This is a genomic window from Enterococcus sp. AZ129, from assembly GCF_051714505.1.
GTDB classification, from domain to species: Bacteria; Bacillota; Bacilli; order Lactobacillales; family Enterococcaceae; genus Enterococcus; species Enterococcus faecalis.
In genome coordinates this window covers 2,034,474-2,047,142 of sequence record NZ_JBIORY010000001.1, presented here as the reverse complement: position 1 = coordinate 2,047,142, position 12,669 = coordinate 2,034,474, and the positions used below count along the sequence as shown (strand labels likewise).

Below are 12,669 nucleotides of genomic sequence, written 5' to 3'. Positions count from 1 at the left end.
CCAGAGACAATCGTCATACAACGATTGTCTCTGGTACTTTCTTATTATTTAGCTCCTAATAGTTCTTCTTTTCCGTGAACAAGCTGTGTCAACATGGCACAGAAAGGTGTTGCTACGTTGTATTTTTGTCCTTTGCGCCAAACAGCACCATTAATGTAATCAATTTCTGTGAGACGATGATTTTTAATTAAATCTTGATACATAGACGGATAGTGCAAGCCAATACCGTTTGGATCATAAGTTTGAGCAATATGTGTATAGACTTCTGCTTGATCTAAATGAATGGCTTCTTTTTCTGCGACTGCTGCAAATTCACTGATTAATGTTTTAACAAGGGATTCACTAACAGGTAGTGCGCCAAATTCGGCAATATTACAATCAAGGATTGTACACAAACCGTTTAGCGTGCCATTGACACAGGCTTTCCGCCAAATAGAGTAGCGAACATTGCTACTATAGCTTGGATTTAAACCAGCTTGTTGGAAGACATCGACGACTTCTAAAGCAAATTCTTTACCAGAAGGATCAATATTTTCTAATTCAATTTCGCCATCACCTAAAAGTTTAACACGTCCCGGTCCTTCTAAACCAGCTGTCCACATGGTAATGCCAACCAAGATGTTTTCTTTTGGCACATATTTTTCTAGTACATCTTCATGACCTAAGCCATTTAATAAACATAGTACATACGTTTTTTCAGTAATCATTGGTTGAATCGCTTTAAACATTGCATCTAATTGTTGTGCTTTGGTTAAAGCAATAATTAAATCTACTTGTTCATTTTGATGGTCAATTTCTTCTGGTGAGAAGATTGGTAGTTTTGCGACAACTTCTTCTCCATTAAAATCAGCGATTAAACCATGTTCACGAATGGCTTCAATGTGCGCGGGCCATTGATCGATTAAAGTTACATCATTTCCGCCTTGATGCAACATAATTCCTAAACGGCTGCCCATAGCGCCGGCACCAGCAATTGCAATTTTCATGTGTATCCATCTCCTTAAAAGTTCTTTAACCGTTATTATTATACAGCAACTTTCCTAAAAATGAATAAATGGGACTTGCAAATTTGTTATTTTTTAAATGTTTCCTAAAAAGTAAGGATTGCATCAAATGGTAAAGTAAGCTAAAGTAAAGCGTGGAAAAGTTTATAAATGAAAGTAGAGGAATCGTTAATGACGAAAGAAAAATTTTGTCGAGAATCACGAGTGATTCAAACACATCGTGTATTTCCCTTTGATTTAAATCCCTTTGGTGCACTATTTGGTGGGAAATTAATGTCTTTAATTGATGACGCCGCATCCATTTCCGTTTCACGACATTGTCGGAGAGGGGCAGTTACAGCATCTTTAGATAACTTGAATTTTTTAAAACCTTTAAAAGAAAATCACTCAGTGTGTGTTGAAACGTTTGTTTCTGGCGTGCATCATAAATCGATGGAAGTATTTGTTAAAGTTGTAGGAGAAGATTTAACAACTGGAGAGCGTTATTTAGCGGCGACTTGTTTTACAACTTTTGTAGCCATTCCGTCTCATATGAATCCCGAAAGTGACTTCCAATTAGCGGCAGTCGTCCCAGAAACTGCAGAAGAAAAGTTGATTTGTTCCAATTATGAAACGAGAAGACAACAACGTTTAGCTTTGCGAGAAGAGACTAAATTATTTAGTCAACATCTCACAACAGATTTACCGTGGATTGATTCACCTTTATAAAAAAATGTCCGAGTCTTTGTGAAAACAGACTTGGACATTTTTTGATGAAAAAAGAAGCTAACATGAATGCTAACTTCTATCTCACATTATTTAGCTAATTTGCTTAAACGAATTTTATCGCGGTTAGCTTTGTTTTTATGGATTAAACCTTTAGTTGCAGCCATATCAACAGCTTTAACAGCTTCGTTGTATAAAGCATCGACGTTATCAGCTCCAGCAGCTACAGCTTCTTCAAATTTCTTGATTGCTGTACGCATTGCGTTTGTTTGAGATGAATTTTTCGCATTCGCGTTAGCACTTGTACGTACGCGTTTGATTGCAGATTCGATATTTGGCATTTGTTTCACCTCCGATGATTTAGGTTTTACACTGGTCAGCCAATGTAATTCAACAGTAATCATTATACCTAATCCATTGTTCCATTGCAATAAAAGACGACAAGTTTTTTTCCTTAACAGACAATTTCAAGAAAAAAATAAGAAAATTTGCCAGAGCCTTAAGAAAAAAGCATACATTTTTTTTAAAACATGCTATGATAAAATAGATAAATGAAAAATGGTGGTGTCTTTGTGAGTATTGCATTATTGGTAACGATTACTTTGGTAATGGGTGTAATTTTTGTTAACGGTTGGACGGATGCGCCGAACGCAATTGCAACCGCTGTCTCGACTCGGGTGTTAAAGCCGAATGTCGCAATTTGGATGGCTGTTGTGATGAACTTTTTAGGTGCATTAGTCATGACCTTTTTTAATGCCCAAGTAGCTGAAACGATTAGCAACATTGTTAGTTTTGACGCAAATGGAAACGCTTCACAGGTGGCTTTGGCTGCTTCGCTTTTTTCAATTGTGGTTTGGGCAGTTGCTGCGTGGTATTTTGGTATTCCCACAAGTGAAAGCCATGCGTTAATTGCCGGCTTGACTGGTTCGGCAATGGCATTAGGTGGTTTGGGTGCAGTCAATGGCTCGGAATGGATCAAAGTGCTTGTTGGTCTAGTTGTTTCTACCGTTATGGGCTTTGGCGGCGGTTATTTGATTGCCAAACTTGTTGTGAAAGCTTTCTCGGCTGTGCCTAGAAGAAAAGCCAACAAATTTTTTACAGTTGGACAAGCCTTTGGTGCAGGAGCTAATGCTTTTTTACATGGTGCGCAAGATGGGCAAAAATTTATGGGCGTGTTCATGTTAGTGCTTTTTTATAATAATTTAGTCGAAAAAACAGGTGGCGGTTTTGTGATTCCGTTATGGGTTATGGTTCTGTGTTCCATTACAATGGGCATTGGAACTTCTGTGGGCGGCATGAGAATCATTAAATCAGTCGGGATGGATATGGTAAAACTTGAACGCTATCAAGGCTTCACTGCAGATTTAAGCACGGCTATTTGTTTATTTTTAGCATCGGCTTTTGGGATTCCAGTTTCAACTACTCATACAAAAACAACAGCGATTATGGGAGTAGGTGCTTCTAAGCGAATCTCAAGTGTTGACTGGCGTATCGTGAAAGAAATGCTGATAGCATGGATTTTAACTTTCCCAGGATGTGGGCTGATCGCTTATGTGATGTCAAAATTATTTATTGCAATTTTTTAAGGAGAGAAAAACATGGCACGTAAAAAACAATTTGATTATTTTGGAGAATTAAACCAGTTAGCAACAAATGCTTATGAAGCGGCAAAGGTTTTGCAAGAAATTGTAGACAATTATTCATTAGAAAACTTAGTAAAAAAATCAGAAGTGATTCATCAATTGGAAAAAGAGAATGATGAAATTGTTCGCAAAATTTTAAATGAACTCTATATTTCCTTTATTACGCCGATTGATCGAGAAGATATTGTCGATATTACGGATCACTTAGATAACATTATCGATAGCATTAATAGTTTGTCTTATTTACTTGATCATTTAGTTGTCGAAGAAATGATAGCGCCCGCGCTAGAATTAACTGCTTATATTGTTAAAGCGACAGAAGGCGTTAAATCAGCAACGAAGGAATTTGCAAAATTTAAGAATTCCAAAACGTTAGTTTCATTGATTGATGAAGTGAATACGATTGAATCTCAAGGCGATAAATTATACAGTAGCGCCATGAAAGATTTGATGACTAACGAAAAAGATTTATTAAAAGTTATCAAGTGGAAAGATGTTTATGATCAGCTTGAGCGCACGATTAATGATTGTGAATCAGCTGTTAATATTATTGTCGGAATTGTCATCAAAAATACGTAAAGAAAAGAGGGGGAGCTGTTGGTTAAAGTAATTATTGATGCTGATGATTTTGGGATGTCAGAAGCGATTAATCATGGCATTATCAAAAGTTATGTCGATGGTTTAACGACGTCGACACTTTTGATGCCCAATTTACCAACAGCAGAACACGCCGTTGCGTTAGCAAAAAATTATCCAGGCTTATTTGTAGGTCAGCATACGAATTTTTTATTAGGGAAACCTTGTGCAGACCCATGTATGATTCCTTCACTGGTAGATGAACAAGGCAATTTTCATCGCTCTTCTTATTATCGTCAACAAAAGCAAGTAACCTTCGTATATGAAGAAGTACGACTTGAAACGATTGCGCAATTGACGCGCTTTAAGGAACTAACTGGACATTATCCTGAACATTTTGATTGCCACTCGATTGGGGATGAAGTGGTTGATCAAGTATTTTTAGAATTAGCAGAAGAGTACGGACTTCATACAACCCTGAAATATAGTGGGGAAAAAGAATATCCACCGCAACAAGGTTATTTCCAGGTGACACATTTGTTAGAGTCTGGGGCGTTATCTTATATTCACGAAGGCGTATCAGTGGAGAATTTTTTAAAAGATGACTTTGGTTTATTACGGATGCCGGAATCGGCAATTGCTGAGATGCATTTTGATGTTGGGTATTTGGATCAATTTGTGTTAGACAATTCTTCTTATACCACTTTACGCTGCAAAGAATTAGCAACGATTTGTGATCCTCGTGTTCGTCAGTGGTTTGAAGAACAGGGGATTGAGCGAATAACGTTTGGCGATTTAAAAAAATAAAACCGTTGCTTTCAACAGTGAAAGCAACGGTTTTATTTTTATGAGAATAACCAGTAGCCAATTAAAATCGCACCTAAAATTACGCGATACCAACCGAAAACTGTAAAATCGTTTTTCTTCAAGTAATTCAATAAGAATTTAATCGCAATGATGGAAACAACGAAGGCAACAATAGAGCCAGTTAATAAAATAATGATTTCTTCTGATCCAAACGTATTTCCTTTGGCCAAGAATTTAAAGATTTTTAAAAAACTTGCTCCAAACATTACTGGAATTCCTAAGAAAAATGAAAACTCTGTTGCAACAAAACGTGAGGCCCCAATTAAGATTGCCCCTAAAATGGTCGCTCCTGAACGTGAAGTTCCTGGAATTAATGCCAGTACTTGGAAAGCACCAACGATTAAAGCGGCTTTATAAGTGAAGTCTTTTAGATTAGTACACTTCGGTGCAACATTTTTATTTCGTTTTTCAATGATAATAAAAGCAATCCCATAAACAATTAACATAATCGATACTGTTAAAAAGTTATAAAAATGTGCATCTAAATAATCATCAAATTTTAGACCAATAACTGCCGCTGGTAAACAAGCGACTAAGACTTTAGACCAAAGAATCCAAGTATCTTTTTTCTCTTCGCCATTTTTCTTTGGTGAGAAAGGATTCAATTTGTGGAAGTATAAAATAACAACCGCCATAATTGCTCCCAATTGGATAACGACGTTGAACATTTCCATAAAATCTTTACTTAGATCGAGTTTAATAAACTCATCCACTAAAATTAAATGTCCGGTACTACTAATTGGAAGCCACTCGGTAATTCCTTCGATAATACCAAGAATAATTGCTTTCCATAGGTTAGCAAAAAGCATGTCACCATTCCTTTCTGAAATAAATGCAAAATACATCAAGTATAAGTATACCCGCTGACAAAGTAAATGCCAATGCAAATTCTTATTTTAAAATAAATTTTAGAATTATACAAAGGTGCCACTTGTAATTCATGAAACTTTTTTCTATACTAGTGATACTTTAAAAAATGGGGGAAGAGAAATGTTTGGATTTTTGAAGAAAAAGAATGAAGTTGTCGAAAATAATACAATGTATGCCGTTGCCAATGGAACCGTTATCCCAATTAGTGAAGTGAATGATCCTGTTTTTTCACAAAAAATGATGGGAGATGGCTATGCAGTAGTTCCAGAAAATGGTGAAATTTATGCACCTATTGAAGGAGAAGTTTTAAGCGTTTTCCAAACAAAACATGCCATTGGTTTAAAAATGACAAACGGTCTTGAAATTTTATTACACATGGGTATCGATACGGTAGAGTTAAACGGGGCACCGTTCACTATTAAAGTGAAAGAAGGCGACCAAGTGACTGCAGATACGGTGGTCGCAATTGCTGATTTAGAAGCAATTAAAGCAGCTGGTAAAGGAACTGAAATGGTTGTCATTATTACCAACATGGATAAAGTAGCACAATTTTCGTTAGAGAAAACTGGCGTGGTTACAGCTGGTACACCAGTTGGCTCTGCCACAGCCAATTAATGCATTAGACGAGGTCGGGACAGAACCGTTTAGCTCCGAGAAATAAGAAGAAATTTCCGAAAATTGATCTTTGATTTTTGGAGACCAAGTAGGTATTGTTCATCATCGAATCACTACGTTCTTTGTGATTCTCAACAATTTCGGCTTATTTCCGAAGGACCTTCAACTCTTAGAGCTTTAGCACTTAGAAGTTGTTGAGATCGGAGCAACGCGGAGTGTTGCTTCTGTTCCCGCCGTTTATCAGTTTTTGAGCGTGGAGCAAAAATCCAAAGTGATTTTTGTTCCACGCTCGTTTTTTTTGAACAGAAATAAAATTTTATTTTGGAATTAAAAAATATTTAGAAAAATAGTTGAAATTTTATTTCAAACAAGTTATAATGAAAGCGTATTAGAGAGGAGCTAAAAAGATGTATGGTATTTCAGTTTTTCTTGGTGAAGAGATTACAAACGATACAATTATTTATATCAAAAAGATGAAAGCGCTTGGATTTGATGGTATTTTCACTTCTTTACACATTCCAGAAGATGATACTTCCCTTTACCGCCAACGCTTGACTGATTTAGGGGCAATTGCTAAGGCAGAAAAAATGAAAATTATGGTAGATATTTCAGGTGAAGCGTTAAAAAGAGCGGGTTTTTCTTTCGATGAATTAGAGCCTTTAATCGAGTTGGGCGTAACTGGCCTTCGGATGGACTATGGCATTACGATAGAACAAATGGCTCATGCTTCACATAAGATTGATATAGGATTGAATGCTAGTACCATTACACTGGAAGAAGTGGCTGAGTTAAAGGCTCACCAAGCGGACTTTTCTCGCTTAGAAGCTTGGCATAATTATTATCCAAGACCTGAAACCGGCATTGGAACAACATTTTTTAATGAAAAGAACCGCTGGCTTAAAGAATTAGGCTTACAAGTTTTTACTTTTGTGCCAGGAGATGGGCAAACAAGAGGCCCAATTTTTGCTGGTTTACCAACATTAGAAAAACATCGGGGACAAAATCCTTTCGCCGCTGCCGTTGGTTTGATGGCTGATCCTTATGTCGATGCTGTTTATATTGGTGATCCCACAATTAGTGAGCGAACCATGGCTCAATTTGGTTATTATCACCAAACCAATCAATTTCTGTTAGAAGTAGCACCTAGCAAGAGCCGCTATTTGAAGCGAATACTTGGGACTCATACCAATCGTTTAGATGCTGCAAGAGATGTTTTGCGAAGTGAATTATCAAGAACGAGTGAAATGTTCAGAAAAGATGAAATTGCAACGATTGAGTCAGAGCAGACTGAAGCACGTCCAGTGGGAACCGTAACGATTGATAATGAAAAATATGGTCGCTATATGGGAGAAATTCAAGTCACACTGGTGGACTTGCCGAAAGATGAAAAAGTCAATACGATTACACGAATTATTGAAAAAGATCAAACGATATTGCCGTTAATCAAGGCAGGAAATCAATTTACGCTGGTCACGGAAGGAACGATAGAGAATGAATTTAGAAAACTTAACAACTGAACGTAGAAATGAAAATACAATGGGCTTAGATGAGATGAGTGTCAAAGAAGCTTTACAAAAAATGAATCAAGAAGACCAAAAAGTTGCAATTGCAGTGGGTCAAGAATTAGCAGCCATTGAACCAGTGGTAGAAGCCATCATCAAAAGCTTCAATCAAGGCGGCCGCTTGATCTACATGGGTGCTGGTACGAGTGGTCGGTTAGGTGTCTTAGATGCAGCCGAATGCGTACCAACTTTTGGCGTCGAGCCAGAGATGGTTCAAGGCCTCATCGCTGGTGGTCAAAAAGCAATGACTGTCGCAGTAGAGGGTGCCGAAGATTCAAAAGAACTAGGTCGTCAAGATTTAGTTGATCTAAAATTATCAGCAAATGACATTGTTGTTGGGATTGCAGCCAGTGGTCGGACGCCTTATGTAATTGGCGGTTTAGAATATGCTACAACGGTGGGAGCAGCTACCGCAACTGTGGCATGTAATAAAGATGCCGAAATTAGTAAGTATGCACAAATGCCGATTGAAGTAGATGCAGGACCTGAATTTTTAACAGGTTCGACTCGCTTGAAATCTGGGACAGCTCAAAAATTAATTTTAAATATGTTATCAACTATTTCCATGATTGGTATTGGGAAAGTCTACAATAACTTAATGGTTGATGTAAAACCAACCAATGAAAAATTAGTGGAGCGTTCCAAACGGATTATTATGGAAGCAACGGGTTGTAGTTATGAAGTTGCCGAACTAAAATTTGTAGAAGCAGAAGAAAATGTGAAGTTAGCAATTGTAATGATTTTAACTGATAGTACTAAAGAAGAAGCAACACAAAAATTAATTGACGGGAATCAATTTATCAAGAATACATTAAATTAAGGAATTAGGAGGGTGTTTTAACATGGCAGAAGAAAGAATTAAACGTATTGCTGATGGGATTTATAAAGAAGTTGGTGGTCAAGAAAACGTGGACAAAGTCATTCATTGTATGACTCGTGTTCGTATGGATATCCGCGATTATGACAAAGTGGATATTGAAGGATTGAAAAAAATTGATGGCGTTATGGGCGTCGTAGAAGATGATACGTTACAAGTAGTTGTTGGTCCAGGGACTGTTAACAAGGTTGCACAAGAAATGGTAGATCAAGCAGGTGTCAAATTGGGAGAACCATTTAATCATGGCACCGCAACGGATGCTTCAGCAGGCAAATCTGGAAAAGATTTAGTAGAAGAAAAAGCCGCTCAAATGAAAGCACAACAAAAAGCGAAACAAAATAACACTTCACCATTTAAAAAAGTGTTAAAAGCCATTTCTAGTATCTTTGTTCCGATGATTCCTGCCTTTGTTGGGGCTGGTATTATTGGCGGGATTGCAGCTGTTATGTCTAACTTAGTTGTTGCTGGTGATATTTCAGCTTCATGGCAACAATATATTGATGTCTTAAATATCATTAAAAATGGGATTTTTGCTTATTTAGCTCTTTACACTGGGATTAACAGTGCCAGCGTTTTTGGTGCAACGCCAGCGTTGGGTGGTGTTATTGGGGCAGTCACAATGTTAACAGGAATGAATCCAGATGCACCAATCAGTAATATTTTCACTGGGGGAACATTATCTGCAGGACAAGGCGGAATTATCGGTGTTATTTTTGCCGTATGGTTATTATCATTGTTAGAAAAACAATTGCATAAAATTGTCCCAGAATCAATTGATATTATCGTAACGCCAACCATTTCACTTTTAGTGATTGGCTTAGCAACTATTTTCTTAATCATGCCTGTAGCCGGAGCTATTTCTAATGGCTTAGTTGGTATTATCAATGTTGTCTTAGAAAAAGGTGGCATGGTTGCTGGCTTTACTCTTGGTTTAACCTTCTTGCCAATGGTAATGTTTGGTTTACATCAAATTTTGACGCCAATCCACATTGAAATGATTAATCAAACAGGGATGACTTTGTTATTACCAATTCTGGCCATGGCTGGTGCGGGACAAGTCGGTGCAGCTTTAGCATTATGGATTCGTTGTAAATCTGATAAAAAATTAGTTGAAATGATTAAAGGTGCCTTGCCAGTTGGGATTTTAGGTATTGGTGAACCATTAATCTACGGAGTTACTTTACCATTAGGACGTCCATTCATTACTGCTTGTATCGGCGGTGGTATTGGTGGTGCGGTGATTGGGGCCTTCGGTAATGTTGGTGCAATTGCTATTGGACCAAGTGGGGTGGCTTTAATTCCATTAATTGCCAACAACCAATGGCTTGCATATGTATTAGGTTTATTGGCTGCTTACGCAGGTGGTTTTGTAGCAACGTTATTCTTTGGGATTCCTAAAGACATGCAAACAACTAAATAATAAATAGAAAAAAGGAGAACTTGGCTTCTCCCTTTTTCTTTGTTAAAATTTAATTGCGTAGGAAATGGTGTATCAGGAGGGGTGTTTATGCAACAAAATATTGTCTTATCTATCCAAGATCGTCTACAACAATTACCAAAATCAGAACGAAAAATCGCAGAATATATTTTAAAAAATACAGAAACAGTTATTTCAATGAATGCGCAAGAGCTAGCGAAACAAGCAGGATCAAGTCCAGCGGCAATTATTCGCTTTTGTCATTCTATGGATGTGAATGGCTTCACAGAGTTGAAACTTTTATTATCTGCAAATCTTGGCCAAATGAAGCAGCAAATGTACACTGAAGTTACTAAAGGGGAATCAACAGCTGATATTAAACAAAAGTTACAGGCGCGCTTTGTTCATGTGGTTGAGCGAAGCGGTCAGACATTAGAGGATGTCGCAGTGAATGAAGCCGTTGATTTGTTGGAAAAAACAGAAGTAATTTTTGTCTATGGGTTGGGCGCCTCTTCGTTGGTTGCTCAAGATATTTATCAAAAGTTTACGCGATTAGGCCGAACGGTATTTACAACATTGGATCATCATTTATTTGCTTCCATGTTAGGCTCTACAGAAAAGCCTAGTGTTTTTATTGTTATTTCTAATTCTGGCACGAATAAAGAAGCAAGTACTTTAGCTGATTTAGCGAAGCAGCAAGGGATTCCTATTGTTAGTATCACACAAGATGAAAAATCAGTGATTGGTGAAAAAAGTGATATCGTCCTTAAAACCTCTAGTGGGGAAGACGTGCCATTGAGAAGTGCGGCTACTGTTTCCTTGGTGGCACAATTGTATGTAGTCGATGTTTTATTTTTTGCTTATGCAGCAAAAAACTATAAGGAAACCTTAGAAAAAATTCAAATCTCAAGAAAAAATGTAGAACGTTTAAAAGAATAAATAAAAAGAGAAGGTTATCTGTCAAAATGACAAATAACCTTCTCTTTTTTTACTATCAACGGCGCTTTTCAGCGATCTTTTTTCCCTTTTCAATATAAGAAATATCATTAATTCCTTGAATGGTAAATGTTCCTTTTTCGTAAGTTAAGGTTGTCACGCTACCATTCTCCAGCGCCATCTGCATAGGCAAACTTGCATCAATTAAGGAAAGTAAAAAGGAAATTGTTAGTCCATGGGAAACCACCATGACTTTGCCGCCACCATTTTTTTCTCGATGATGAGCGATATCTTCGAAACCAGACCAAACACGATCACGAATAACTTCATAAGGCTCCGCCCAGTCAGCCGTATCGGCTTCAATAATAGCATTTGCTAACTCGCGATAGGTAATCTTCGTGGTCATCATGTCCTCATAACTTTTAAAAGCTAAAATGCGTGGCACCACACCCCAAAGTTCACCATCATAGCCACCATCTAAAGAACCAAAACACCACTCACGAATCCGTTTATCGGTTAGGTAAGGAATCTTTTGGTGGTTTTGATGTTCTTGTAAAATAATCTGAGCTGTTTGCATGGCACGACCACTATCACTACTATAGGCTTCCTTAAAGTCTATGTCCCTAAGACCTAAGCCTAAATGATAAATGCCTTCTTCTCCTTGTTTGGTTAAGGGGGTATCTGACCAGCCTTGGGTACGGCCAATCGTATTAAACATCGTTTTTCCGTGACGAATAATATAAAGTGTCGTTGCTTCAGTCATTGCTACTCCTCCTAAGTTTCTTTAAATAGTGAATAAATCTCTAATTAAAAAATGGGTTTGTGGCTTTTTCATGTTGAATGGTCGTGGCATCACCATGGCCTGGATAAACAGGAAATTCTTCTGGTAAAGTGAATAGATAGGTCGTAATGCTGTGTAATAATTGTTGCATATCACCAGTGTGTAAATCGGTACGACCAATACTACCTTTAAACAATGCATCCCCAACAACAACAAAATCATCAAAGACAAAGCTGACGCTACCAATTGAATGACCAGGTGTTGGGACTACGGAAAATTTCATGCCGCCAATTTCATAATCGGTTAGTTTAAATTCATGTTCGGCGGGTTGAACAATAATATTTGCTATATCATCATGTCTGCCTAATCCTGAAAGATTCAAAATAGGATTGGAAAGCCACGCTTGTTCTAATGGACTAACATAAACAGGGATTTGATAATGATGGCGCAATTCTTCTACCGCACCAATATGATCATAGTGAGTATGTGTTAATAAAATAGCGGCTGGTTTCTTCCCTAAACGGGTAATTTCTTGAATTAGTTTTGCACCTTCTGCACCTGGATCAATAATTAATAATGCTTCTTCATTATAAACAAGATAACAGTTTTCTTGAATAACACCTGTTCTAATTTGTTCGATCTGTATCATCTCAGGACCTCCTAAAGTTCTAACGATTCTCTTCAAGTATACCGAAGAATCTTAAGAATAGAAAGTTTTCTTGTTTATCCAAAGAAAAAATAAATCATTTTTAGAATGTTCGGTTTTTGCTTGTTTTAACACGTATTTTTTTTAAAAAAATCACATTTTTATAGTTA

Annotated in this window: 14 protein-coding genes; 9 read left to right on the top strand and 5 right to left on the bottom strand. The window is 37.3% G+C overall.

The genetic code is table 11. From position 1 onward, the window contains the following. Positions 1 to 44: 44 nt before the first annotated feature. Entirely contained in the window at positions 45 to 986 is a 942-nt protein-coding gene (locus IGJ90_RS10020; RefSeq protein ID WP_002382740.1) for a 2-dehydropantoate 2-reductase, read from the bottom strand. A 168-nt stretch (positions 987 to 1,154) separates the two neighbouring features. On the opposite strand from IGJ90_RS10020, the gene IGJ90_RS10015 reads away from it, so the two are divergent. Next, complete coding sequence (locus tag IGJ90_RS10015; protein WP_002382741.1) at positions 1,155 to 1,712, top strand: acyl-CoA thioesterase; 558 nt, start codon at positions 1,155 to 1,157, stop codon at positions 1,710 to 1,712. An 86-nt stretch (positions 1,713 to 1,798) separates the two neighbouring features. Here IGJ90_RS10015 and rpsT read toward each other — a convergent pair whose 3' ends face one another. Next, on the bottom strand, positions 1,799 to 2,050 hold the full coding sequence (gene rpsT, locus IGJ90_RS10010; protein ID WP_002356703.1) for a 30S ribosomal protein S20: 252 nt from the start codon (positions 2,048 to 2,050) through the stop codon (positions 1,799 to 1,801). A 210-nt stretch (positions 2,051 to 2,260) separates the two neighbouring features. On the opposite strand from rpsT, the gene IGJ90_RS10005 reads away from it, so the two are divergent. From IGJ90_RS10005 to IGJ90_RS09995, 3 genes are read left to right on the top strand one after another with little or no spacing between them, the layout of a single operon-like run. Further along, a complete protein-coding gene (locus tag IGJ90_RS10005; protein WP_002356704.1) occupies positions 2,261 to 3,295 on the top strand; it encodes an inorganic phosphate transporter in 1,035 nt (344 codons plus the stop codon). 12 nt (positions 3,296 to 3,307) lie between these two features. After that, complete coding sequence (locus IGJ90_RS10000) at positions 3,308 to 3,931, top strand: DUF47 domain-containing protein (RefSeq protein ID WP_002400859.1); 624 nt, start codon at positions 3,308 to 3,310, stop codon at positions 3,929 to 3,931. An 18-nt stretch (positions 3,932 to 3,949) separates the two neighbouring features. Next, a complete protein-coding gene (locus tag IGJ90_RS09995; RefSeq protein WP_002372196.1) occupies positions 3,950 to 4,735 on the top strand; it encodes a ChbG/HpnK family deacetylase in 786 nt (261 codons plus the stop codon). Positions 4,736 to 4,773: 38 nt separating this feature from the next. Here IGJ90_RS09995 and IGJ90_RS09990 read toward each other — a convergent pair whose 3' ends face one another. Next, positions 4,774 to 5,604 carry an undecaprenyl-diphosphate phosphatase gene (locus IGJ90_RS09990; protein ID WP_002356708.1) on the bottom strand — a complete coding sequence of 277 codons (831 nt, stop codon included), beginning with the start codon at positions 5,602 to 5,604 and terminating at the stop codon, positions 4,774 to 4,776. 115 nt (positions 5,605 to 5,719) lie between these two features. On the opposite strand from IGJ90_RS09990, the gene IGJ90_RS09985 reads away from it, so the two are divergent. The 5 genes from IGJ90_RS09985 (at position 5,720) to IGJ90_RS09965 (ending at position 11,075) form a co-directional block, all read left to right on the top strand. Then, positions 5,720 to 6,280: a PTS sugar transporter subunit IIA gene (locus IGJ90_RS09985; protein WP_002380597.1), complete on the top strand. Its 561-nt coding sequence runs from the start codon at positions 5,720 to 5,722 to the stop codon at positions 6,278 to 6,280. A 407-nt stretch (positions 6,281 to 6,687) separates the two neighbouring features. Next, positions 6,688 to 7,797, top strand: a complete 1,110-nt coding sequence (locus IGJ90_RS09980) for a DUF871 domain-containing protein (protein WP_002367067.1) — start codon at positions 6,688 to 6,690, stop codon at positions 7,795 to 7,797. Then, complete coding sequence (murQ, locus tag IGJ90_RS09975) at positions 7,772 to 8,662, top strand: N-acetylmuramic acid 6-phosphate etherase (RefSeq protein WP_002367065.1); 891 nt, start codon at positions 7,772 to 7,774, stop codon at positions 8,660 to 8,662. Before IGJ90_RS09980 ends, murQ begins: the two co-directional genes overlap by 26 nt. Positions 8,663 to 8,684: 22 nt before the next feature. After that, positions 8,685 to 10,139, top strand: coding sequence for a PTS transporter subunit EIIC (locus IGJ90_RS09970; RefSeq protein ID WP_002367063.1), 1,455 nt, complete (start codon positions 8,685 to 8,687; stop codon positions 10,137 to 10,139). An 87-nt stretch (positions 10,140 to 10,226) separates the two neighbouring features. Beyond that, a complete protein-coding gene (locus IGJ90_RS09965) occupies positions 10,227 to 11,075 on the top strand; it encodes a MurR/RpiR family transcriptional regulator (protein ID WP_025186659.1) in 849 nt (282 codons plus the stop codon). Between the two features lie 55 nt (positions 11,076 to 11,130). On the opposite strand, the gene IGJ90_RS09960 is transcribed toward IGJ90_RS09965, so the two are convergent. Both IGJ90_RS09960 and IGJ90_RS09955 read right to left on the bottom strand, forming a co-directional pair. Then, entirely contained in the window at positions 11,131 to 11,835 is a 705-nt protein-coding gene (locus tag IGJ90_RS09960; protein WP_002364444.1) for a histidine phosphatase family protein, read from the bottom strand. A 40-nt stretch (positions 11,836 to 11,875) separates the two neighbouring features. Continuing rightward, positions 11,876 to 12,502: an MBL fold metallo-hydrolase gene (locus IGJ90_RS09955; protein WP_002356716.1), complete on the bottom strand. Its 627-nt coding sequence runs from the start codon at positions 12,500 to 12,502 to the stop codon at positions 11,876 to 11,878. Positions 12,503 to 12,669: the final 167 nt, after the last annotated feature.